This window comes from Desulfocurvus thunnarius (genome assembly GCF_055390965.1).
In genome coordinates this window covers 1352439-1375738 of the sequence record NZ_AP042411.1, presented here as the reverse complement: position 1 = coordinate 1375738, position 23300 = coordinate 1352439, and the positions used below count along the sequence as shown (strand labels likewise).

The following is a 23300-nucleotide window of genomic DNA, read 5'->3' as shown; positions in this document are numbered from 1 at the left end:
CCCCGGCTACGGGTACAGATCCACGATCTGGATGCTCTCGTGGGTCGGCTCGCTGTGGGCGTCGGAGTCGAAGTCCACGTCCCCGGCCAGGATGATCTTGTCGGTGGACGCCGTGGTGTCGCTGCCGTCGCTGTCGTAGTACAGGGCGTCGGTGGCCAGGTCGTAGACGAAGACCCCGCCCGACACGCCCATGTCGGGGCTGGCGGCGTAGTCGTCCACGCGGAAGAAGCGCCCGGCGCTCAGGGTGCCCGGGGCCAGGCCGGGGAAACCGTCGGTTTCGAACTGGAACACGTCGAACCCCCAGCGGAACGAAACCACGGTGTCGCCCATTTCGCCGCTGTCGGCGTAGTAGAAGGTATCGAAGCCGTCGCCGCCCGACAGGGTGTCCGCTCCCGCCCCGCCCCACAGGATGTCGTTGCCCGCGCCGCCGACCAGGGAATCGTTGCCCGCCAGGGCCTGCAGGGAGTCGTTGCCCGCCAGGCCCGTGAGGGTGTCGTTGCCGCCGGAGCCGGTGATGGCGTCGGCGTAGCCCGAGCCCTCGACCTGGGTGAAGTTCGTCAGGGTGTCGTCGCCCTGGCCGCTGGCCGTTTCGGCGATCAGGTCCACGGTGACGCCCGTGGTCGCGTCGGCGAAGCTGACCATGTTGGTGCCGCCGCCGCCGTCCAGCAGGTCGTCGCCCGCGCCGCCGGTGAGGGTGTCGTTGCCCGCGCCGCCGGTGAGGGTGTCGTTGCCGCCGAAGCCCTTGAAGGACATGCCGCCGGCCGCGGCCTGCATGACATCGCCGCCGGAGGTGCCCCAGACGGCCTCGATGCCCGAGAGGGTGTCGGTGCCCCCGGCGTGGGCCACCGTGCCGGTGGTCATGTCCACGGAGATGGACGTGGTGGAGCCGGTCACGGCGTCGGTGTAGTCGGCCACGTCGGTGTTCGAGCCGCCGGTGAGCACGTTGCTGCCGCCCTGCCCGGCCAGGGTGTCGTTGCCCGCGCCGCCGGTGAGGCTGTCGTCGCCCGCGCCGCCGAAGAGCTTGTCCGCGCCGCTGCCGCCGGTGAGCGCGTTGGCCTGGGCGCTGCCGGTGAGGGTCGAATCCGTTCCGCCGGACAGCGAGACGTTCTCGATGCCCGAGAGGGTGTCGACGTAGCCGCCGCCGTAGCTGGCGCGGCCCGTGGCCAGGTTCGCGTCCACCGCGTAGGAGCTCGCGCTGTAGCGGGCCAGGTCGGTGCCCGCGCCGCCGGTGAGCACGTTGCTGCCCGAGTAGCCGTAGAGGGTGTCGTCGCCGTCGCCGCCCGACAGGGTGTCCGCCGCGGCGTCGTAGCCGCCGGTCAGGGAGTCGTTGCCCGCGCCGCCGTCCAGCAGGTCGCTGCCGTAGCCGCCGTCCAGGGTGTCGTTGCCGTCTTCGCCGTAGAGCGAGTCGTTGTCCGAGTCGCCGACGAGGTAATCGTTGTCGGTGCCGCCGTAGACCTGGTCGCTGCCGTAGCCGCCGTAGACGGTGTCGTTGCCTGCCTCGCCGCGCAGGGTGTCGGCCCCGTCGCCGCCGCTGACGGAGTCGGCCCCGCCGCCCGCCTGCACGGAATCGTTGCCGCCGCTCGCCTGGAAGGTTTCGTTGGCGGCGGACCCGACGAGGGTGTCGGCATGGGACGAGCCATAGAAGTATTCGATGTTCGAGAAATTGAATGATCCGGAGGTGTTGGTGGCCGTTCCCGCGTCGGCGTCCAGTTGCGTGCTCTGGTTGAGGTAGCCGAAATACAGGGTGTCCGTGCCGTCGCCGCCGTTCACGGTGTCCGCGCCGTCGCTGGCGTAGAGGAAGTCGTTGCCCAGGCCGCCGTCGAGGAGGTCGTCGCCGTCGCCGCCGTCGAGGGTGTCCGCGCCGTCGCCGCCGTGGAGTTCGTCGTGGTCCGCGCCGCCGTCCAGGAAATCGTTGCCGCTGTCGCCGTTCAGGGTGTCGTTGCCGTCCTCGCCGTAGAGGTCGTCGCCGTCGTCGCCACCCTCCAGGATGTCGTGGCCGTCGCCGCCCTCCAGGGTGTCGTAGCCGTCGTCGCCGGACAGCGAATCGTCGCCGCCCAGGCCGCGCAGGGCGTTGTCGCCCGTGTCGCCGCCGAAGGTGTCGGCCAGCTCGGTGCCCTGCATGTGCTCGATGCCCGCGAGAGTGGTGGTCACGCCGTTGGCCACCACATGGGTCATGTCGCCGGATTGGATGCCGTACTCGATCTGGGTGTCGAAGAAGGCCCAGTCGTCGCCGTTGCCGCCTTCCAGGGAATCCCCGGCGGTGATGTATTCCCAGGGCACCAGGGTGTCGTTGCCGTCGCCGCCCGCGAGGGTGTTGGCCGCGTTGTTGCCCACGATGCTGTCGTCGTAGGCGCTGCCCTCGGCGTGGTTGATGTCCACCAGGGTGTCGCTTCCGTCCTGGCCGTCGGCGAAGCCCTGGAAGAGGTCGATTTCCACGGCCCCTTCGCCGGAGTAGGACACGGTGGCGTCGCCGCCGTTGCCCACGATGCTGTCGTCGCCCGCCTCGCCCTGGAGCAGGTCGGCTCCGGTTCCGGCCACGAGGGTGTCGTCGCCCTCGCCGCCGAGCAGGGTGTTGTCGTCCGCGTCGGCGGTCAGGGAGTCGTCGCCGTCGCCGCCCAGCAGTTCGTCGTTGCCGCTGCCGCCGGAGATGGTGTCGTTGCCGCCCGAGCCGTCGAGGATGTTGTCCTGGGCGTCGCCCTCCAGGGTGTCGTCGTGCTCCGAGCCCATGACGTTCTGGATGTCCTTCAGGGTGTCGTTGCCGTCGCCGCCGAAGACGGCCGTGCCCGCCCCGGCCAGGGTGCCGGTGATGCCCGTTTCGCTTTCTGAGAAGTCGGCCCAGTCGTCGCCGTTGCCGTGCAGGTAGTCGTCGCCCTCGCCGCCGAACAGGCTGTCGGAGTAAGCGCCGCTGGCCACCAGGGAGTCGTCTCCGCCGCCGCCGAAGAGCGAACTGCCCAGGTCGCCGCGCGCGGTGAGGGTGTCGTTGCCGCTGCCGCCGCGCAGGTGCTCGAAGCCCGTGAGGGTCACGGTGTCCGCGCCGAGGGTCAGGGTCGGGGTGGCTCCGGCGGTGCCCAGGCCGAGGTCGAGGTTCCCGGTGTAGTGCTCGAAGGACACCAGGTCGTTGCCGCCGCTGCCGTCGTCTTCGCCGCCGTCCAGAAACTGGTTGCCCGAGCTGCCGACCACGAGGGTGTCGTCGCCGTCGTCGCCGACGAGGGTGTCGTCGCCTGCAAGGCCGAACAGGAAGTCGTTGCCGCTGCCGCCCGTCAGGCTGTTGGCCTGGGAGTCGCCCGCCAGGGTGTCGTCGTACGAACTGCCGGTGACGTGTTCGATGCCCGCCAGGGTCTGGGTGTAGTAGCCCGCAAGGGTGGCCCGGCCCGCGGCGAGGTCCACCGACACGTCGTCGGTGTAGGACACGGTGTCCGCGCCCGCGCCGCCCGCGAGGTTCTGGTTGCCGTAGCTGGCGCGGATGAAGTCGTCGCCGTTTCCGGCGTCCGCGGTGGCGTTGCCGTAGCCGAGGAGGATGGTGTCGTTGCCGTCGTCGCCGTGGATGAGGTCGTCGCCGCCTCCGCCCTGGATGGAGTCGCCGTCCTGGCCGCCGTGGATGGTGTCGTTGCCGCTGCCGCCGGAGATGGTGTCGTCGCCGTCGCCGCCGTCCAGCAGGTTGTTGCCGTACTGGTCGTCGAGGGAGTCGTTGCCCGCGCCGCCCAGCAGGGTGTCGTTGCCGTAGCCGCCGTGGAGTTCGTCGTCGTTCGCCTCGCCGGCCAGGGAGTCGTTGCCGTAGCCGCCGTGGATGGTGTCGTCGCCGCCGCCGCCAAGAACGGTGTCGTTGCCCGCGTACAGGGTCGCGCCGCCGACGACGGTCGAGGAGGAGTCGCTTTCGTCGTCGCCGTGGAGCGCCTCGCCCAGGTCGCCGCCGACGATGGAATCCGCGCCCATCTGGCCGCTCAGGTGCGTGGTGGCGTCGTCGCCGGTGATGGTGTCGTTGTAGTGCGAGCCGTGCAGGGCCTCGATGCCCGTGAAGGTCACGCCGTGCCCGGTCCTGACGGCGCTGCCGCCGCCGGCGCCCGTGAACTGGACGTTCAGGGCGCCGCCCATGCCGCGCAGGTCCAGGGTGTCGCTGCCCGCGCCGCCGCCCACGGTGTCCTGGCCGCTGTCGGCGATGAAGGAGTCGTCGCCCGTGCCGCCGGTCATGGAGTCGTTGCCGCCCCGGCCGTCGAAGGTCACGCCGGAGTCGTCGCCGGTCATGGTGTCGTTGTATGCGCTGCCGATGACTTTCTGGATGCCGGAAAGAACGTCGTTGCCGTCGCCGTGGAAGATTTCGGCGGCCATGGTCCAGTCGAAGCTGATGGCCGTGGCGTTGTCCGCGTAGGTGGCCCAGTCGGAGGAGTCGCCGGTGAGGGTGTCGTTGCCTGCGCCGCCGTTCAGGGTGTCGGCCGCGCCGTCGGCCGGGCTGGCCGCGGAGTTGCCGCTCAACACGTCGTTCCCCGCCCCGCCGGACAGGGAGTCCGCCCCCGTGCCGCCGGACAGGCTGTCGGCCCCGTCGCCGCCCAGCAGGGTATCGGTGCCCGCACCGCCCTCCAGGGTATCGTTGCCCGCTTCGCCGTAAAGAGTGTCGTTGCCGCTGCCGCCCGAAACGGAGTCGTCGCCCGTGCCGCCGTAGGCCAGGTCGTTGGAGCTGGACAGCGAGATGGTGTCGTTGCCCGCCTCGCCGTACACGGTGTCGCCGTCCCCTCCGGAGGTGGCGCGGATGAAGTCGTTGCCGTCGCCGCCGTAGGCCTTGTCGCCGCCTCCGGAGCCCAGGTCGATGTAGTCGTTGCCCGTGCCGCCGTTGATGGTGTCAGAGACGCTGCTGCCCCACAGGGTGTCCGGCCCGGCGAGGCCGGACACGGTCTCCGGCCCGGAGTCGGCCTGCAGCCAGTCGGCGTAGGCCGTGCCGGTCAATCCTTCCGAAGGCGTGGGCGGATTGGGCGGGTTCGGCGGGTTCGGCGGATTGGGCGTCGTCCCCGTGGTGTCGTCCTGAGGCGGGTTGGTGTCGTCGTCGCCCCCGGAGGAGGAGCCGTCCGAGCCGAGGCCGGACAGGGGCGATTCCAGGGTCGGCAGTTCCCAGGCTCCGGGCAGGGTCTGCTCGCCCAGGGCCTCGGCGAACAGCCCGGCCACGAATTCGAGGACATCGCCTTCGGTGAAGCCTTCGTCGGGGCTGACCTCGACCTCGACCTCATCGCCCTCGCCCTGCGAGGTGCCGTCGTCGTCTTCGCCGCCGTCCTCCCCGTCGTCGTCCCCATCCGCGCCGGGTATGGGCACGGACAGGATGGGCGCCACGGCGTTGAAGAAGGTCCGCTCCAGGGCGGAATAGTCGCGCAGGCCTCCGATGCGCCCGTCGGGGGCGATGTCCAGGATCAGGTTCGCATTGTTGATGACCACCGAGCCGAAGGGCGTGGTGATGGTCAGGTCCAGCCCGTCGTACTGGAACACGCCGACGCGCATGGGCCCGTCCGGCGGAACGTCGAAGTCCGCCCCCGTGCCCCGGATGCCGATGGTCGCCAGTGGCGAGCGGATGGTCACGCCCTCGGGGTTGGCCTTGGCCAGCTCGCCGGTGATCATGCGGAAGGTGCCCTGGGCCATGTCGAGCAGCATGGTCGAGGCACCGCTGTCCTGGGGGTCGTAGACGTACTGGTCCAGGGTCAGGCGCGCGTTTTCGCCCTGAGCCAGGACCGAGCCGTCGGTGAAGCCGATTTCGATGTTGGCTCCCGGCCCGGTGACGAGAACCTCGCCCGCGTGGACGGGGCCGCCCAGGGTCAGGGCCCTGACGCCGTCGCTGGATTCGGCCCGGGCATCGCCCGAAATGCCGACAACGCTGCCGATGCTGTCCATGGTCCGTATCCTCCCGGCAGAGGAAAGAAGGAACGCGGCCCGGTGCGGTGCAGGATTCGTGGAGGAGGGAAGGTCCGCAAGAGTTTACGGTGAAATATTAAGCAAGTTTTATTTTTGTTGCAATGGCGGCGGTAAAAAAAAGAAAGGCCCGGAAGACAGCATCTTCCGGGCGCATTGCTTCGGTATTGCGTTTTTGCGGCTAGCGCACTGCGGTACATTTGACCTCGACCAGCCCGCCCTTGGGCAGGGCCGAGACCTCGACGACGGCCCGGGCCGGTTTGTGCGTGCCGAAGAAGTCCGCATAGATGGCGTTGAATTCCGGGAAGGCGGTCATGTCGGTCACGAAGACCTCGACCACGGCCACGGCGGTCAGCCCGAGCCCGGCGCCGTCCAGGATGGCGCGCAGGTTGTCCAGGGCCTGGCGGGCTTGGGCGGCGAAGCCCTGGGCCAGTTCGCCCGTGGCGGGCGACAGGCCGAGCTGCCCGCTGACGAACACCAGGGAGCCGGTGTCCACGGCTTGGCTGTAGGGGCCCACGGCGGCGGCGGCCTTGTCGGTGTGGATGAAGCGCATGGAAATCTCCTTGTGGTTTGAACCTGTTGGCCCGTTGGCGGGGCATGCGGGGCGGCATAGCACGACCGGGCCCGGCGCGCCAGGGGCCGCGTGGCTCCCGTGCGCCGGGCCCGTGCGGAGGCCGCCGTTGCGGGTCAGGCCGCTCCGGCGCCCTCCCTGGGGCGGAACAGGGCGTAGTAGGCCACGGGGATGACCACCAGAGTGAAGGCCGTGGAGGCCAGCAGCCCGGTGATGAGCGCCCAGGCCAGCCCGGAGAAGATGGGGTCCAGGGTGATGGGCCAGGCGCCGAGCATGGTCGTGGCCGCCGTGAGCAGGATGGGCCGCATGCGCACGGCGCCGCTTTCCAGCACGGCCTCGCGTAGGGGCAGGCCCCGGGCCAGTTCGCCCTGGATGAACTCGATGAGCACCAGGGAGTTGCGGATGACGATGCCGCCCAGGGCGATCATGCCGATCATGGACGTGGCCGTGAAGAAGATCGGGTCGGGCAGGTCGCCCACGGTTCCGGCGAACAGGAGGTTCAGCAGCCAGAAGCCGGGCATGATGCCGATGACCGTGAGCGGGATGGCGGCCATGATCAGCCCGGGCATGCCGAAGGATTTCGTCTGGATCACCAGCAGGATGAAGATGCCCACCAGGGCGGCGGCAAAGGCCAGGCCCAGGTCGCGGAACACGTCCACGGTGATCTTCCACTCGCCCTCCCCGGCCCACTCGGCGCGCAGGCCCGGGCCCAGCGGGTCGGTGCGCAGGCGCGACCGGAGGTCCAGCACGGCCTCGCCCGGGGCCCGGCCGGTCATTTCGCCATACACGTAGGCCACGCGCTCCAGGTTCTTGTGCTGGATGGGCTGGTCCTGGGGCCGCAGCTCGAAGCGGCCCAGCTCCGCCAGGGGCACCATGCCCTCGGCCTGGCCCTGGGGCGCGCTGCGCAAGGGCATCTGGCCCAGGGCCGAGGCCGAGGAGCGCCGCTCGCGCGGCAGCACGGCGCGCACGGGCAGCTCCTGGCGCTCGTCGGGTTCGTGGACCATGGCCGGTACGTCCCCCGTCACGGCCATGGCCAGCGCCCCGGCCACGGCCTCGGCGCTCACGCCGTGCAGGGCGGCCTTTTCGCGGTCCAGGGCGAAGTGCAGCGCCTCGTGGGGCGCCTCGGCGCTGGTGTCCACGTCGGCCACCAGGGGCTCCTCGCGCATCAGCCGGGCCACGTGCTCCGCCCCGGCCAGGATCTGGCCGTAGGTCCGGTCCGGGTCGCCGTAGATTTCGGCCACCAGGGTCGAGAGCACCGGCGGCCCGGGCGGCACCTCCACCACCTGGATGGCCGCCCCCGAGGCGGCGGCGATGCGCTCCAGGCCCGGACGCAGGCGCAGGACGATGGCGTGGCTCTGGGCCTCGCGGCGGTCCTTGTGGGCCAGGTTCACGCGGATGTCGGCCACGTTGCCGCCCCGGCGCATGTAGTAGTGGCGGACCATGCCGTTGAAATCCATGGGCGAGGCCGTGCCCGCGTAGGTCGTCCAGTTGTCCACCTCGGGCACGGTGCGCAGGAAATCCTCGAAGCGGCGCACGGCGCGGTCCGTGGCTTCCAGGGGCGTGCCCTCGGGCATGTTCACCACGATCTGGAACTCGTTCTTGTTGTCGAAAGGCAGCATCTTGAGCGGCACGAGCCGGAAGACGGCCAGGGCGCACGAGACCAGCAGCAGCACGACCATGGCGGCCCACAGGGCCATGCGCCGCCGGGGCGAGTCGAGCAGCGGGCCGAGCAGGCGGGCGTAGGCGCGGTGCAGGGCCGTACCCTGCCCGGCGCCCGGCGCGGCGCCCGTCGCGGGGCGTTCTTCGGCGTCGGCTCCGGCCTGATGGCGCAGCAGCAGGTGGGCCAGCCAGGGCACCACCGTCAGCGCCGCCACGGTGGAAAACGTCACCGTCAGCGGCACGTTGGCGGCCATGGGCGCCATGTAGGGGCCCATCATCCCGGTGATGAAGAACATGGGCACGAAGGAGACGATGATCGCCAGGGTGGACATGATTACCGGCGGCAGCACCTCGGCCACGGCGGCCAGGGTCGCCTCGCGCGGGGGCAGCGCCCCCCGGCGGATATGGCGCTGGATGTTGTCCACGTTGGTGATGGGGTCGTCCACCACCAGCCCCAGGGACAGGATCAGGGCGAACAGGGTTACGCGGTTGACGGTGTAGCCCATGGCGTAGTTGACGAACAGGGCCAGGGCGAAGCTCAGGGGCACGGCCAGGGCGACCACGGCGGCCTCGCGCCGTCCCAGGGTCACGGCCAGCAGAGCCACCACCGTCAGGACGGCGAAGAACAGCGAGGAGAGCAGGTTGTCCACCTTCTCCTGGGCCGTGGCGCCGTAGTCGCGCACGATTTCGTAGCGCACGCCGTCCGGCAGCACCGTGCGCGCCAGCCCGGCCATGCGCTCCTGCACGGCGGCGGCCACGGCCACGGCGTTGGTGCCCTTCTTCTTGGCCAGGGCCAGGGTCACGGCGGGGAAGGTCCGCCCCGGGGCGGAGCCGCGCGGGCCGTCCTCGGCCTCCAGGCGCGTGGAAAAGCCGATGCGCGTATAGGCCGCAGGCTCGGCGGGCCCGTCGATGACGCGGGCCACGTCGCGCAGGTACACCGGGCGCCCCTCGTAGACGCCCACCACCACCTCGCCCACGTCGGCGGCGGACATGAGAAAGGAGTCCGTGCGCACGGAGTATTCCCGGTCGGCGCTGGAAAGGCTCCCGGCGGTGACGGAGGTGTCCGCCGCCGCCAGGGCCGTGCGCACGTCGCCCGGAGCCACGCCCATGCCCGCCATGCGTTGCGGGTCCAGCTCCACGCGCACCTCGCGCGGGCGCCCGCCCGTGAGCGTCACGCGCGACACGTCGGGCACCTCGGCCAGGCGGTGATAGACCTCCTCGCCCACCCGGCGCAGGGCCGCGTCGTCCAGGCTCTCGGAATACAGCGCCACGGAGACGATGGGCACGTCGTCGATTTCCACCGGCTTGACCAGCCAGCCCTGGACCACGGCGGGCACCAGATCCAGGTTCTTCTGCACCGTGTTGTGCAGCTTGAGCAGCGATTGCTCGCGGTCTTCGCCGACGTAGAAACGTACCGTGACCAGGGACTGGTCGCGCCGCGAGGTGGAGTAGACGTATTCCACCCCGTCGGTTTGCCACAGGATGCGCTCGAGGGGCGTGGTGACGAGCTTTTCGACCTCCTCGGCGCTGGCGCCGGGCACGGTGACCGACACGTCGGCCATGGGCACGACGATCTGGGGCTCCTCCTCGCGCGGGGTCAGCAGCACCGCCGCCGCGCCCAGGCACAGCGTCGCCACCACCAGGAGAATGGACAGCCGCGTCTCCAGGAACGTTTCCACCACGGCGGGGATGAACCCGCGCGGGGGCCGGGGCGTGTCGCTCATCGGGCGCCCCCGGGCAGGGCCACGGTCTGGCCGCCGTCCAGCCCCGCCAGCACCTCCACCTCGCCGTTTCCGGCGGGCACGGTGCGCACGAAAACGGTCCGCCACGCGTCGCCCTCGCGCACGCGCACGGTTTCAAGCTGCCCGGTGCGGACAACGGCGCGGGCGTCCAGCAGCACGACGGGCCGCCGCCCGGCGGGCACCAGCAGCCGCCCGAACATGCCCGGGTAGGCCCCCGGCAGGTCGGGCAGTCCGACCTTGACCAGGAAGGTCCGCGTGGCCGGGTCGGCGGCGGGCACGACCTCCTCCACCACCCCGGTCACCGTGCGCTCCAGGGCCGGAACGGCCACGGCAAGCTCCGCGCCCGGGCGCGTGCGGGCCACCAGCCCCTCGCGCACGAAGGCCTCCAGGCGCAGGGAACCGGCGGTCTGCACCACCAGCAGCGCCCGCCCCGGCACGGCCAGGTCTCCGGGTTCGGCCGCGCGCTTGGCCACCTCCATGTCCTCGGGGGCGCGGATCACGGTGTAGCCCTGGGCGATGGCGGCCTCCTCGTGCTGCTTGGCCGCGCGGCCCAGGGCGGCCTCGGCCCCGGCCACGCCCTCGCGGGCCTGGGACAGGCGGGCCTCGGCCTGGAGATAGGCCGCCTCGGCCTGATCCATCTCGCTTTGGGCCACGGCGCGTTCGGCAAACAGGGCCTTGATGCGCTTGTACTGGGCGGAGGCGGTGTCGAAGGCGGCCTTGGCCTCGCTGACGCCCTGGCGGGCCTGCTCCACCCCGGCCTGGGCCGAGATTCGGGCCTGGGCCGCGCTGTCGGCCCGGGCGGCGTGCTCGCGGTCGTCCAGCACCACCAGCACCTCGCCGCGCTTGACGAAATCGCCCTCGCGCACGCGCACCTCGACGATGCGCGCCGTGACCTGGGCCTCGATGCTCGTTTCCGTGCGCGGGCGGATGGTGCCCACGGCCTCGTAGATGTCGTCGATGTCCGCCTGACGGGTGGTCGCCGTGGCTTCGGGCTCGGGGCCCGGGGCGGGCGCGGCGCCCGGGCCCGGGGCGATGGTGCCCGTGCGCAGGGCGCCCGCCTGCCAAAGCACCACCAGCAGCACGACGGCGGAACCGAGAACGAGAACAAGGCGTCTTTTCATTGCGGAATGCTCCTGGTCTGACGGGCGGCCTGCGCTACTTCATGCCCGCGCGGCGCAGGACGGCCATCAGCGGGCAGGTGTCGGTGAAGGCCGATTGCAGCAGGTTGGCGCCCACGAAGGCCGTGAGCCACAGCCAGTTGGGCGAGTGGAAGACGGACAGGGCCACCGTCAGCAGGACGACGGTGCCCGCCACGGCGCGGATGATGCGATTGATGGTCATGGTCGTCTCCTCGGATTCACTCCTGGTTTGAAGGGGTATAACGTGAAACGGGCCCCGGAGGGAAGCCGCAAGGCGCCTTCTCCTGCAGGCCGTGTGCGCCGCGGCCCGCGCCGCCTCCGGCAGGCTGGCCGTGCAGGTTGGCCGCGCCCGCCCCCGGGGGCCGGTCGGCGGTGCGGCGCCTGTTCGTGCCGCCCGCACCGGCCGACCTTCCCGGAGCCACCCGGGTGCGCTGGTCGCGGCGTTTTTCATTCTTTCTAAGAGTGAGTCTCATTTGGGGCTTGTCAATGAGAATGAATTTCAGTATCACATTTTCAGCGTGGCGGGATCGCAGGGGCGGCCCGCCACGGCGAAACAGGTAACCACCCGATTTTCGGAACAGGAGCACAGACATGGGCAGCATCGGCACCAAACGGCACACGGCAGGGCAGGGCGGACACGCGGGCTGCGGCTGCGGCGGCAGGCGGGCCTCGGCCCGGGTGGCCGCCGCGGACGGCGGGCACCACCACCACGAAGGCCATACCGAATGCGCGGGCGGCTGCCGCTGCAAGATTCTCGGGCGCATCCGCGACCTGAGCCGCGCCGGAATGCAGGCCCTGGACGACGGCTCCCACGGCGAAGCCGAACGTCTGCTGCGCGAAGCCCTCGACCTGGGCCGCAGCGTGGGCGCGGGCGCCGTCATCGACGCCAAGACCCGCAACTGCCTGGGCATCGTCCTGCACAGCTCCGGGCGCATGATCGAAGCCCTGGCCGAATATCACCGCGCCCTGACCCTCATCGAAGGCCGCGTGGGCGTGGACAACCGCCTCTACCGCGTGGTCGCCGCCAACAGCCGTAAGGCCATCGGCGCGGCCTAGGGCGTTGCCCGGGTTCCGCGCCGCGGCTGCCGGGGCAATGCGGCGCATTCTGCCGGGGCGCTGCCCCGGACCCCGGCCAGGGGGCGCCGCCCCCCGGCACCCCCCGCAAGGGGCCGACGGCCCCTTGACCCCGTACGCCGTCCCCCGCCCTCGCGCGGCAAAGCCCGCGCGAGGGCGGGACGGGGGTGGGTCGGGAGTCGGGGTGACGTTCGGGGGTACAGGGCGGTCAGAAGTTGAAAAATGGGCGCGGCCCCGGCGGACAAAAACAACCGGGCCGGATTCCCTGGGTGGGAATCCGGCCCGGTTGTTTTTTGGGGCCCGGTTTCGGCTCGGATTTTTTGTTGCCTGCCCCCGGGGCGCCCTTCCTGGAAGGGGGCCGGGATCGGCTGGGCGGGTGCCCCGCCTGCGGCGCGCGGGGAAAGGGGCTTCCCCGTCCGCCCTTTCCCCGGCATGCCGCGCCTAGTTGATTACCAGGGCCTCGTTCTTGCGGCCGATGGAGACGTAGAGCTTGGACAGGGCGATCTGGTAGTCGGCCAGGGCGGAGGTCAGCCCGGCTTCGGCCAGGGTCAGGCGCTCCTGGGCGTCGAGCACGTCGGTGTTTGTGCCGACCTGGGCCTGATAGCGCGCCACGGCCATGCGGTAGCTCTCGCGGGCGGCCTCCAGGGCCTTGCGGCTGACCTTGATGCTTTCGGCGGCCTTGCCCACGGCCAAGTGGTTGGCCTTGACCTCGTACAGGGCCTCCTGGCGGGTGCTCATCTCGGTTTCGAGCAGGCTCTTGATCTGCTCGTCGGCCTGCTTGCTGGCGTAGTAGGTCTTGCCCCACTCGAAGAAGGTCCACGACACGCCCACGGAGGCGGACCATTCACTGTATTCGGTGCTTGTGCGGTCGGACCCGGCCACGTCGGGGTCGGTGCCCATGGAGGACCAGTCGAGGTCGGCGCCGAGTTTGGGGTAGAAGGCGCTGTCCACGATTTTCTTGTCCTTGGCGGCGATTTCCACGCTCTTGCGGGCGATCTGCAGGTCGGGCCGCGCGGCCAGGGCCGAGTTCACGGCCTCGTCCAGGGTCAGGGTGCAGGGCGCGTATTCCAGGGCGCCCTGGTAGTCCACGTTGGCGTGCAGGTCCAGGTCCAGCAGGGTGTTCAGCCGGGCGACCTGGGTGTCCACGTCGTTCTTGGCCTGGAGCAGGGATTCCTGGGCGGTGGCCAGGTCCACTTCGGCCTGGAGCACGTCCAGGCGCGGCTTGAGGCCGACCTCGTAGAAGGCGGTGGTGACCTTGAGCTGCTCTTCCAGGCGCGCCACGGAGTCCTCGGCGCTGCGCACGTCCTCGCGGGCCTTGAGCAGGGCCAGGAAGTTCTGCTGCACGGTGCCGATGACGGTCAGCTCGTTCTGGTTCAGGGCCAGCCCGGTGCTCTGGCGGGTCAGTTCGGCGCGCTGGTAGGTGGAGAGCGTGGCGAAGCCGGTGAACAGGTCCTGGTGCAGGTTCAGGGAGGTGGAGAAGTATTTGGCGTCGGTGGTGTCCACATCGCGCGAGGGTTTGGTGTGGTCCTGGACGGTGTAGCCGTAGGTCACGGTGGCCGAGGGCAGGAAGTCGCCCCGGGCGGACTTGCGGCCCTCCTCGGCGCCCAGCAGGTCGTGGCGCGCGGCGCGCATGCTCGGGTTATCGGTCAGGGCGCGCTCCACGGCCTGTTTCATGGTCAGAACCTCCTGGGCGGAGGCGGCGCCGGGGGCCGAGGCCACCAGCATCAGGGCCGCGCAGAACAGGGCCGCGGCCAGGGCCGCACGAGCGGTCTTTCTGATATACATCCTTGTCTTCCTTGTTGATTTTCGCTTCCGGGCGTTTGAAACGTAAGTACGTGAACACACTGATGAAGTATCCCGGTACAATGCCCTGGCCGGGCCGCCGTGTCAACACCCGTCCGCGAGTCGATCCGGTTTCCTCAGCAGCGGCCGTAAAGTCGGCAAAGATGCCGCAGCCTTTGGGCCAGGGCCGGGGTCAGGTCGCGGGTACCCAGACGCCAGCTCCAGTTTCCTGCGGGCACCGAGGGGGTGTTCATCCGGGCGTCCGAGCCCAGGCCGAGCAGGTCCTGCGCGGGCACGACGGCCAGGTGCGCCGGGGAGAGCAGCGCCAGGCGGATCAGGGTCCAGGCCACGTCGTCCGGCGCGGGCGGGCGGCCCAGGTAGTCGGCCAGGGCGGCGCGTCCGTCCTGGTCCAGCTCGTCTTCGAACCAGCCCCGGGTGGTGTTGTTGTCGTGGGTGCCGGTGTAGACGACGCTGGCCCGGGTGTGGTTGTGCAGGGCGTTGGTGCTCCCGGGGGCGTCGGGCCCCAGGCCGAACTGGAGCACGCGCATCCCCGGCAGGCCGAAGTCGTCGCGCAGGGCCAGCACGTCGTCGGTGATGAGCCCCAGGTCCTCGGCCAGCAGGGGCAGGGCGGGGAAGCGGGCCCGGGCGGCGCGCAGGAAGGCCGCGCCCGGACCGGGCTCCCAGCGGCCCTCGCGGGCCGTGCGCGCATCGGGGGGCACGGCCCAGTAGGCGGCAAGGGCCCGGAAATGGTCCAGGCGCACGAGGTCGGCCCAGGCCAGGTTGTGCCCCAGGCGGGCGAGCCACCAGGCGTAGCCGTCCTCTGCCTGAGCCTGCCAGTCGTAGACCGGGTTGCCCCAGAGCTGGCCGTCGGCGCTGAAATAATCCGGCGGCACCCCGGCGACCACGACGGGGCGCAGGTCCGCGTCCAGGCGGAAGCGGCGCGGGTGGGCCCAGACATCGGCGCTGTCGAGGCAGGGGTAGAAGGGCAGGTCGCCGATGATGCCCACGCCGCGCGCGGCGCAGTGGCGGCGCAGGGCGGCCCATTGGCTGAAAAAGAGGTATTGGGTGAAGCGCACGGCGTCCAGGGCCGGGGCCTCGTCGCGGCGCAGGGCGGCCAGGGCGGCGGGCTCGCGGCGGCGCAGGGCCTCGGGCCAGGTGTTCCAGGGCGCGCCGTTCTGGCGGGCCTTGAGCACGGTGAAGCAGGCGTAGTCGTCCAGCCAGAGCGGGCCGTGGGCGGCGGTGAAGCGCGTGAAGCCCTCGTGGGCGGCGAGCCGGGGCCGGGCGCGCTCGAAGGCCAGGGCCAGCAGGGCCTCGCGCCGGGCCTGGGCGGCGGCGAAGTCCGCAGGGCCCTCGGCGCCCGGGGTCGGTCCGCCCGTGTTGGTCAGGTCGGCCAGGCGCAGCCAGCCGTCGGCGGCCAGGGCCTCGGGGCTGATGAGCAGCGGATTGCCCGCGAAGAGCGAGGGGCTGCTGTAGGGCGAGTTGCCCATGACCGTGGCCGTGGGGTTCAGCGGCAGGATCTGCCACCAGCGCTGCCCGGCGGCGTGCAGGAAGTCGACGAACTCCCGCGCGGCGGAGCCCATGTCCCCGATGCCGTAGGCCGAGGGCAGGCTGGTGACGTGCAGCAGCACGCCCGAGGCGCGGGGGCGGGGCGCGGGTGCCATCCTAGCCCTCGTGCCGGAAATACAGCGCGCCCAGGGGCGGCAGATGCAGGCTCAGGCTGTGCTCCTGGCTGTGGGCCGGAACGGCCTCGGCGACCAGTCCGCCCAGGTTGCCCTGGCCCGAGCCGCCGTAGGCCTGGGCATCGGAGTTGAGCACCTCGCGCCAGAAGCCCGGGGCGGGCACGCCCATGCGGTAGCCCGGGCGCGCCACGGGGGTGCAGTTGAACACGCACAGCACCTGGGGTGCGCCTTCCCCGGCCTCCGCGCGGCGCACGAAACCGACCACCCCGCCCTCGGCGTCGCGGCAGTCCATCCACTCGAAGCCCTGGGGCTCGAAGTCCACGGCGTGCAGGGCGCGTTCGGCGCGATAGGCGCGGTTCAGGTCGCACAAAAAGTTCCACACGCCCTTGTGGGCGGGCACGTCCATGAGGTGCCACTCCAGTTCGCCGTCGTGGTTCCACTCCGGCACCTGGGCCATCTCCGCGCCCATGAACAGCAGCTTCTTGCCCGGATGGGCGTACATGAAGGCCAGCAGCAGGCGCAGCCCGGCGCATTTGGCCCACTGGTCCCCGGGCATGCGCCCGTAGAGCGAGCCCTTGCCGTGGACGACCTCGTCATGGGACAGGGGCAGGGTGAAGTTCTCCTGGAAGGCGTACCAGATGCCGAAGGTCAGCTTGTCGTGGTGGTATTTGCGGAACACGGGGTCCTGGCTGAAGTAGGCCAGGGTGTCGTGCATCCAGCCCATGTTCCACTTGAGCCCGAAGCCCAGGCCGCCGAGCCACGTCGGCCGCGAGACCATGGGCCAGGCCGTGGATTCCTCGGCCACGGTCTGCACGTCGGGATATTCGCCGTACACGGCCTCGTTCAGGTCGCGCAGAAAGTCGATGGCCGCGAGGTTTTCGCGCCCGCCGAACTCGTTGGGCACCCACTGGCCGGGCGCACGCGAGTAGTCCAGGTAGAGCATGGAGGCCACGGCGTCCACGCGCAGGCCGTCGGCGTGGTAGCGGTCCAGCCAGAACAGCGCGCTGGAGATCAGGAACGAGCGCACCTCGTGGCGCCCGTAGTTGAAGATGGACGAGTTCCAGTCGGGGTGCCAGCCCTGGCGCGGGTCGGCGTGCTCGAAAAGGTGCGTGCCGTCGAAGCGCCACAGGCCGTGGGCGTCGCTGGGGAAATGCGAGGGCACCCAGTCGAGGATCACGCCGATGCCCTCGCGGTGCAGGGCGTTGACCAGGTTCATGAACTGCTGGGGCGAGCCGTAGCGGCTGGAGGGCGCGAAATAGCCCGTGGTCTGGTAGCCCCAGGAGCCGAAGAAGGGGTGCTCCATCACGGGCAGGAACTCCACGTGGGTGAAGCCCAGGGCCTTGAGGTAGCCGGGCAGTCGCCCGGCCAGTTCGTCGTAGTGCAGCGAGCGCCAGCCGTCGCCGCTTTCGCGCCGCCAGGAGCCCAGGTGCATCTCGTAGACGCTCATGGGCGCGTCCAGGGCGTTGGCCCGGCCCCGGGCGGCCATCCACTGGCCGTCGCTCCATCCGTAGTCCAGGTCCCAGACCACGGAGGCCGTGGCCGGGGGCGACTCCCAGAGCAGGGCGAAGGGGTCGCCTTTTTCCAGGCAGGCGTCGCCGCCCGCCGTTTCGATGCGGTATTTGTACTGCGCGCCCCGGCCCACCCCGGGCACGAAGCCTTCCCAGATGCCCGATCCGTCCAGGCGCGAGGCCAGGGGCAGGGTCGGGCCCCAGGCGTTGAAGTCGCCCGCGACGCCTACGGACCGCGCGCTGGGCGCCCACACGGCGAAGTGCGTGCCGGGGCGTTCGTCCACGGTGCGCAGGTGCGCGCCGAGTTTTTCGTAGAGCCGGAAGTGCCGCCCCTGGCGGAACAGGTAGATGTCGTCGTCCGTCAGGGTGCTGACCCCGTGGACGACCCGTTGCGCGCTCACGGTCAAGGCCTCCTCGGCGCCCGGTGGCGCCAGGATGGAACGCTACCCCGGCCCGGGCGCGAAGTCCAGCGGCCCCGGAGGGCTACAGGGAGGCCAGCAGCTTGCGCGCGCCCTCGTGGTTCTTGTCCAGCTCCAGGGTGCGGCGCAGGAACTGCGCGGCATCCTGGGGCTTGCGGCCGTTGGCGTACATCACGCCCATGTTGAAGGACAGGGTCGGCGAGTCGGCCCCGAAGTCCGGCATCAGCTTGATTACCCGCTCCAGGGCGCGCAGGGCCTCGGTGTGGCGGCCGCCCTCGGTGTAGGCCACGGCGGTGTTGAAGTACAGGTTCTCGTCGTCGGGCGAGATTTTCAGCGCCTGGCCGTATTCGGCCACGGCGTCCTGCCAGCGGCCCTGGCGGCGCAGGGCGATACCCAGGCGGTTGAAGGTCTCGATGTCGGACTTGCGCAACTGCCCGCCCTTGGCGTCGATGATGGAGCGGAAGAAGCGCTCGGCCGTGGCCGGGGCCTTGTCCAGGCACTTTTCGGCGATGCTGCGCTTGACTTCCTCGATCATGGCCTGGGCTTCCTTCTTGGCGTTGGCCACGGCCTGCTCGAAGAATTCCTCGGCGGCCTCGGTGTTGCCGAACTCCAGGTGGATCTCGCCCATGTTGATCTTGCGCTCGACGTTGAGCGGCGAGAGGCGGTCGAGTTTTTGCAAGTAGGAAAGCTGCTTTTCCCGGTCCCCTTCGTCCTTGTACAGGTCGGCCAGCTTCTTGAGCGGCTCCAGGTACAGCGATGCGCCCTTGTGCGCCTCGGCATAGGAGCTTTCGGCGGCCTCGACCTCGCCCTTGCCCTTGTGCGCGTCGCCGCGGACCATGAGCGCCGCCGCGCTGCCGGGTTTGAGCTTCAGGATTTTGTCCGACAGGGCGATGGCCTCGTCGAACATGCCCTTGGCGAGGTAGCCCTTGGCCGTGTCGATGAACTGGCCGATCTTGCCCTGGGGCTTGATGGTGAAGGCGATTTTTTCGATGAGCGTGTCCATGGACACGGGTTTGGTGATGAAGTTGCCCACCCCGATCTCGTGCAGCAGGATGAGCACCTGACGCTCGACCTCCGAGGTCAGCACCACGATGTACATGTCTTCGTACAGCGTCTTGAGCGTGCGCACGAAGGACAGGGTGCTGCGGTTGTCCAGCACGCGCTCGATGAGCAGCAGGACTTTCTTGTCCTTGAAATACGGGGTCTTGATCTCGGAGAGGAACTTGTGCTCCTCGCCCAGGGCGCGGATGCGGTCCGTCCCGATGACCAGTTCCTTGTTCAGGGTCTGGCGGTACATCTTGAGAAAAAGCGGATCGTGGCTGATGGCGAAAAAACAGCCGTTGTCCTTGGCCACGAAATCCACGATGGTCTTCTCATATTGCCGGAAGCGCGCTCTGTTCTGCTCGGCCACTGGTCTTGTGCTCCTGCTTGGTGGGAAACTCCGGGTGCGCGGATCCGGGCGGAAACCCCGCCCCGGTCCCCCGGTTTGCGATATGCTATCTCATAGAAGAAAACTGGGCAATGAAAAGGCGCACGCTCCAGGGGCTCCCGAAGCCGTTGCCGGGGTGCGCCAGGGGCGCGCGGCATTGTTCCGTTTGGTGGAAGTTTCGGCTATGCTGGGGCCCGCGTCAAGTCCGCATCAGGCCTTCGCCCCGAGCGCGCCCGGCCCGCCCCAACCCACAGCCCCAGAGCGACCAATGGACCATTCCGGCCCCGCCTCCGAACAGGATTTCCTCGCCCTCATCGACCGCCATTTCCCCGGCTCCAGCGCCCATTCGTCCCTGCCGCGCGGCGACGACTGCGCCGTCCTGGCCTGCCCGCCGACCATGGTCCTGTCCACGGATCTGTTCCTGGAAGACATACACTTCCGCCGTTCCTACTTCAGCCCCGGCGACATCGGCTGGAAGGCCCTGGCCGTCAACGTCAGCGACATCGCCGCCATGGGCGCCCGGCCCCTGGGCTTCAGCCTGGGGCTCATGATCCCCGCCGGGCCGCCGCCCGGCCCCGGCTTCTGGGGTGAACTGCTGGCCGGCATGGCCGCCCTGGCCCGCGAGCACGACCTGACGCTCACCGGCGGCGACCTCTCCCGCGCGCCGCTGCTCGGCCTGTGCGTCACCATCTGGGGCCGGCCCGGGCCCACCGGCCGCCTGCTCACACGCGGCGCCTGCCGCCCGGGCGACGTGCTCCTGGCCTGCGGCCACCTGGGCCTCGTGCGCGCCGGGCTCCAGGCCCTGGAGGCCGAAGGCCCCGCCGCCGCCCGCCGCTGGCCCGCCGCCGCCGCCGCCCACCTGCGGCCCCGGCCCCAGGTGGCCGCGGGCCTGGCCCTGGCCGCCCACCCCGGCGTGCGCGCCGCCATGGACGTGTCCGACGGGTTGGCTCAGGACCTGCCGCGCCTGCTCGGCCAGGACCGCGACTCCGCCCCCGGTGCCGCCCCCGGTGCCGCCCTGACCCTGACCCCCGAAGCCCTGCATCCCGAAACCCGCGCCTGGTGCGAACACACCGGGCAGGACTCCGTCACCTTCGCCTGCCTCGGCGGCGAGGACTACGCCCTGCTCGCCGCCTGCGACCCCCACGACGCGCCCGCCGTCCTCGCCGCCACGCCCGGCGCGCGCGCCATCGGCACAGTCACCGCCGCCCCGGGCATCACCCTGAACGGCCAGCCCGCACCCGCGCGCGGCTTCGACCACTTTTCCACCACCTGACCCCCAACAGGAGCCGCCATGGACACCACCCTGACCATCCTCGGTTACGTCCGCTCGCCCCTCAAGGACCGCAAGGACTGCCCCAAACAGTACAGCGAAGGCGCGCCCCAGGCCGTTATCGAAATGGACCCCGCCTTCGCCCCGGCCATGGAATCCCTCAAGGTCGGGCAGGACATCCTGCTCTTCTCCTGGCTGCACCAGTCCAGCCGCGCGCATCTCAGGGTCCACCCGCGCGGCGACACGGCCCTGCCCCAACGCGGCGTCTTCAACACCCGCTCCCCCGACCGGCCCAATCCCATCGGCCTGCACCACTGCCGTATCCTGGCCCTGGACGGCACCCGCATCACCGTGGACCACCTCGAAACCCTCGACGGCACTCCCGTGGTGGACATCAAGCCCATCGCCGGTGAAACCCGGGGCGCCGAAAACTGGGGTGCCGCCATCCCCACCGCCCTGGCCCACGAACTGCGCGACGCCTGCGCCGCGGGCTGGCAGCGCGGCCTGTTCTCCGGCTTCAACGGCAACGCCAGCGCCCGCCTGGGCGACACCATGATCATCACCCGCTCCGGCGCGGCCAAAGGCTTCCTCTCCCCCGGCACCCTGACCACCATGGACATCGCCACCGGCCGGACCACCGGCCCCGGCCCGGCCTCCTCCGAGGCCGCAGTACACCTGGAAATCTACCGCCGCGTGCCGGAGGCCCGCGCCGTGCTGCACACCCACCCGCCGAACCTCCTGGCCCTGGATGTGCGCACCGCCAACCCCAGCCCCGACCTGCCCCTCTACGAGGCCGCCGTCTATACTCAAAAACTCGCCGTGCTGCCGCCCATGCAGCCCGGTACTCCCGAACTCGGCCAGGCCGTCGGTCAGGCCGCCGCCAGCCACCAGGCCGTGTTCATGCGCCACCACGGCCTCGTGGTCCACGCCGCCACCGCCCTGGAAGCCCTGGCCCTGGCCGAGGAACTCGATACCCTGGCCGCCATCCGACTGCGGGCCTAGGCAAGCCGGGGCACCGCTCCGAACCGTTGCCGGGGCGCTGCCCCGGACCCCGCCAGGGGGCGCCGCCCCCTGGACCCCCGGCAGGGGCCAACGGCCCCTGCACCCCGCACGCCGCCCCGGGTCCGCACGGCGAAGTCTCGCCGCGCGGACCCGGGGCGGGGGACAGGGCAAAGGGAAAAGGACGGGCAGGAAACCGGGCTGCCTGGCTGGAATGGCCGGGTAGCGCGGCTGGGTTGCGGGGGCCTGGCTGGATAATTCTGGTTACGATTATAAATTGAATGAATTTTATAGGTTGCCATCTTGACAAGTAGGCGTTTTTAGCCTAAATACGGGGCACACAACATGTCCGCCTCAAAAGCGACAGCACCAGGAAGCAGGAGGAAAACCCGTGCCCCAGTCCGCCCAAAGCCAGACGGCCCGCAACGCCCGCAAACAGCCCATGCCCCTTGAGGAGTTCTTCCGCACCGTGGTTTTCGGGGCCGATACGGCCAGAGAGGCCCGGCGTAATGCAAACACCGCCCCCATGAACAGCGCGGACTACTGGCGCGAGGAATTCGACGGCCCGTGGTCCGAACATGCCGAGCCGACCCCCGCCCCGTTCAGGCAGAACGCCCCGCAGGCCGCAGGCCCTCTCCCGGGCACCCTGCCCGGGAAGCAGGCCAACGACCCGCTCCTCTCTGCCGTCCCCAACCCGGGCGGGCCGTTCCTCCTTGAGCTGCCCAACCTCCTGCGCACCTCCGCCCGCGCCGCGCGCCCCTCGGCTGGTGGCGCCACCACGCAAAAATCTGCACCCTCCGCCCCCGCCAGCAGCGAAACCACAACACACCAGAATATCCCGCAGCCCTCACAAAACGCCACCACCACCGCGCCCACTCCCGATGCCGCGCCAAGCAAAGACCTGCCCATCCTGAACGGCGGCATCCTGGACGCGGGCAAGCTTTTTCTGCATTATTTAGGGGGCAGCGAGGAAGAATTGGAAATGGATTTCAACGATGTGGACACATCCGGCGTCACTCCGGAACAGTTCCCCGGCTTCCAGCAGCAGGTGGACGCCCTGCGCGCGGCTGGCGGCGGAACCACCACCATCTCCTTGAGCAAGACCTACAGCACCAAAGGCGCCCAACACGCCGCCCTCGGCCACATCACTCTGAAGCTGGAAGGCAAACTTACCGTGGGCAAAAACGGCTGGCACCTGGACGGTGAGTTGGAATCAGGGCCGGACAAATATGATTTCAACAAGATGGAGCCGGGGGAACGCAGCCGCGCCGCTGAATTTTCGACACAACTTGGCGGATTAATGGGAAGTATGTTTAACCCAAAGGAATTCCGAATCCATATAAATGGCAAAAAAACCATCAAAGGACGCGGGACATGGTGAAAATACGCAAGCGATACTATTTCCTCGCAGCCTTCTTTGGCGTTCCCCTCCTCTTTAGTTTCTATGCCCACTGGGCAACGGAAAGGGAACGTCTTCTTTGCAATCCGTATAATGAATACGACGACGCCTTCAGCGGCGCCATATTCGATGGCAATCCGATGGTCCCGGCAGAAACGATTCAGGAAATTACTTTCTACGAGCTTCCTTCTGATATGAGCTTCCCTTGCGAAAGAGACAGAGGAAAAATGCGCTTGATACGGCGTATAACTGATAAATCGATGGTTGCAACATTAATTAGTCTAATCAATGAATCAAATGGAAGCGAAAGCTATGGACAGTCATCCGTAAGGATGTTCAACTCTCTAGGAATAGAAATCATTGCAAACGATCAGCGCAAAACATTCATAAACGTATGGGTGCATGGTGATGAAATTGGCATCTGTTTTTTTCCTGAAAAGCGATTTGCATACAACAGGTTCTTTGCGTTTAGACAAAAACTCCACACCCTACTCTTGGAGGAGGGCATCCTGAATCAGCTCTCTGGATACGCTGAGTTCATGGCAAAGCAGCAGGGGCAATAGATCAAGCCGACCGGGCCGGGTTCCCCCACGGGAATCCGGCCCGGTCGGTTTGGGGCCACAGAAATTTGGGCTTATGCGCTTTGGAGCGCGCCTTTTCGGTGCAGGGGGGCTGGGGCCCGGGCAAGGGCAGGGCGGCTCCGCTTTCGGCGTTTGGGGAAAGAGAGGTTGCCCTGCCCTTGCC

General features: G+C 69.5%; 14 protein-coding genes. 5 read left to right on the top strand and 9 right to left on the bottom strand.

Annotation, left to right across the window (positions count from 1 at the left end):
• Positions 1-6 precede the first annotated feature (6 nt).
• The 5 genes from ACZ5KV_RS05930 to ACZ5KV_RS05910 form a co-directional block, all read right to left on the bottom strand.
• Complete coding sequence (locus ACZ5KV_RS05930) at positions 7-5868, bottom strand: FecR domain-containing protein (protein ID WP_464241424.1); 5862 nt, start codon at positions 5866-5868, stop codon at positions 7-9.
• A 199-nt stretch (positions 5869-6067) separates the two neighbouring features.
• Positions 6068-6439, bottom strand: a complete 372-nt coding sequence (locus ACZ5KV_RS05925) for a Rid family detoxifying hydrolase (RefSeq protein ID WP_464241423.1) — start codon at positions 6437-6439, stop codon at positions 6068-6070.
• Positions 6440-6573: 134 nt separating this feature from the next.
• Complete coding sequence (locus ACZ5KV_RS05920) at positions 6574-9840, bottom strand: efflux RND transporter permease subunit (protein WP_464241422.1); 3267 nt, start codon at positions 9838-9840, stop codon at positions 6574-6576.
• On the bottom strand, positions 9837-10979 hold the full coding sequence (locus tag ACZ5KV_RS05915) for an efflux RND transporter periplasmic adaptor subunit (RefSeq protein ID WP_464241421.1): 1143 nt from the start codon (positions 10977-10979) through the stop codon (positions 9837-9839). The genes ACZ5KV_RS05920 and ACZ5KV_RS05915 overlap by 4 nt, the downstream gene beginning before the upstream one ends.
• Before the next feature lie 34 nt (positions 10980-11013).
• On the bottom strand, positions 11014-11199 hold the full coding sequence (locus ACZ5KV_RS05910; protein ID WP_464241420.1) for a YgaP family membrane protein: 186 nt from the start codon (positions 11197-11199) through the stop codon (positions 11014-11016).
• 389 nt (positions 11200-11588) lie between these two features.
• On the opposite strand from ACZ5KV_RS05910, the gene ACZ5KV_RS05905 reads away from it, so the two are divergent.
• Positions 11589-12053, top strand: coding sequence for a hypothetical protein (locus ACZ5KV_RS05905; protein WP_464241419.1), 465 nt, complete (start codon positions 11589-11591; stop codon positions 12051-12053).
• A 459-nt stretch (positions 12054-12512) separates the two neighbouring features.
• On the opposite strand, the gene ACZ5KV_RS05900 is transcribed toward ACZ5KV_RS05905, so the two are convergent.
• The 4 genes from ACZ5KV_RS05900 to ACZ5KV_RS05885 form a co-directional block, all read right to left on the bottom strand.
• Positions 12513-13856: a TolC family protein gene (locus ACZ5KV_RS05900; RefSeq protein WP_464241418.1), complete on the bottom strand. Its 1344-nt coding sequence runs from the start codon at positions 13854-13856 to the stop codon at positions 12513-12515.
• Positions 13857-13990: 134 nt separating this feature from the next.
• Positions 13991-15514, bottom strand: a complete 1524-nt coding sequence (gene malQ / locus ACZ5KV_RS05895; protein WP_464241417.1) for a 4-alpha-glucanotransferase — start codon at positions 15512-15514, stop codon at positions 13991-13993.
• Position 15515: 1 nt separating this feature from the next.
• Positions 15516-17441, bottom strand: a complete 1926-nt coding sequence (gene glgB / locus ACZ5KV_RS05890; RefSeq protein WP_464241416.1) for a 1,4-alpha-glucan branching protein GlgB — start codon at positions 17439-17441, stop codon at positions 15516-15518.
• A gap of 82 nt (positions 17442-17523) precedes the next feature.
• Positions 17524-18870, bottom strand: coding sequence for a tetratricopeptide repeat protein (locus ACZ5KV_RS05885; RefSeq protein WP_464241415.1), 1347 nt, complete (start codon positions 18868-18870; stop codon positions 17524-17526).
• A gap of 286 nt (positions 18871-19156) precedes the next feature.
• Between ACZ5KV_RS05885 and thiL the strand changes: the two genes are divergently transcribed.
• From thiL to ACZ5KV_RS05865, 4 genes are all read left to right on the top strand, one after another.
• The gene (gene thiL / locus ACZ5KV_RS05880) at positions 19157-20161 is read left to right on the top strand and encodes a thiamine-phosphate kinase (protein ID WP_464241414.1); all 1005 of its coding nucleotides are present in this window, start codon (positions 19157-19159) and stop codon (positions 20159-20161) included.
• An 18-nt stretch (positions 20162-20179) separates the two neighbouring features.
• Positions 20180-21160: a tRNA (N6-threonylcarbamoyladenosine(37)-N6)-methyltransferase TrmO gene (tsaA, locus tag ACZ5KV_RS05875; RefSeq protein ID WP_464241413.1), complete on the top strand. Its 981-nt coding sequence runs from the start codon at positions 20180-20182 to the stop codon at positions 21158-21160.
• A gap of 388 nt (positions 21161-21548) precedes the next feature.
• Complete coding sequence (locus ACZ5KV_RS05870) at positions 21549-22538, top strand: lipid II-degrading bacteriocin (protein WP_464241412.1); 990 nt, start codon at positions 21549-21551, stop codon at positions 22536-22538.
• Positions 22532-23119, top strand: a complete 588-nt coding sequence (locus tag ACZ5KV_RS05865) for a hypothetical protein (protein ID WP_464241411.1) — start codon at positions 22532-22534, stop codon at positions 23117-23119. Before ACZ5KV_RS05870 ends, ACZ5KV_RS05865 begins: the two co-directional genes overlap by 7 nt.
• The last annotated feature ends 181 nt before the right edge of the window (positions 23120-23300 follow it).

Excerpts from the sequence above, each read along its gene's own strand:
- ACZ5KV_RS05930 (WP_464241424.1), bottom strand. The coding sequence starts at position 5,868 with ATGGACAGCATCGGCAGCGTTGTCGGCATTTCGGGCGATGCCCGGGCC.
- ACZ5KV_RS05925 (WP_464241423.1), bottom strand. The coding sequence starts at position 6,439 with ATGCGCTTCATCCACACCGACAAGGCCGCCGCCGCCGTGGGCCCCTAC.
- ACZ5KV_RS05920 (WP_464241422.1), bottom strand. The coding sequence starts at position 9,840 with ATGAGCGACACGCCCCGGCCCCCGCGCGGGTTCATCCCCGCCGTGGTG.
- ACZ5KV_RS05915 (WP_464241421.1), bottom strand. The coding sequence starts at position 10,979 with ATGAAAAGACGCCTTGTTCTCGTTCTCGGTTCCGCCGTCGTGCTGCTG.
- ACZ5KV_RS05910 (WP_464241420.1), bottom strand. The coding sequence starts at position 11,199 with ATGACCATCAATCGCATCATCCGCGCCGTGGCGGGCACCGTCGTCCTG.
- ACZ5KV_RS05905 (WP_464241419.1), top strand. The coding sequence starts at position 11,589 with ATGGGCAGCATCGGCACCAAACGGCACACGGCAGGGCAGGGCGGACAC.
- ACZ5KV_RS05900 (WP_464241418.1), bottom strand. The coding sequence starts at position 13,856 with ATGTATATCAGAAAGACCGCTCGTGCGGCCCTGGCCGCGGCCCTGTTC.
- malQ (WP_464241417.1), bottom strand. The coding sequence starts at position 15,514 with ATGGCACCCGCGCCCCGCCCCCGCGCCTCGGGCGTGCTGCTGCACGTC.
- thiL (WP_464241414.1), top strand. The coding sequence starts at position 19,157 with ATGGACCATTCCGGCCCCGCCTCCGAACAGGATTTCCTCGCCCTCATC.
- tsaA (WP_464241413.1), top strand. The coding sequence starts at position 20,180 with ATGGACACCACCCTGACCATCCTCGGTTACGTCCGCTCGCCCCTCAAG.
- ACZ5KV_RS05865 (WP_464241411.1), top strand. The coding sequence starts at position 22,532 with ATGGTGAAAATACGCAAGCGATACTATTTCCTCGCAGCCTTCTTTGGC.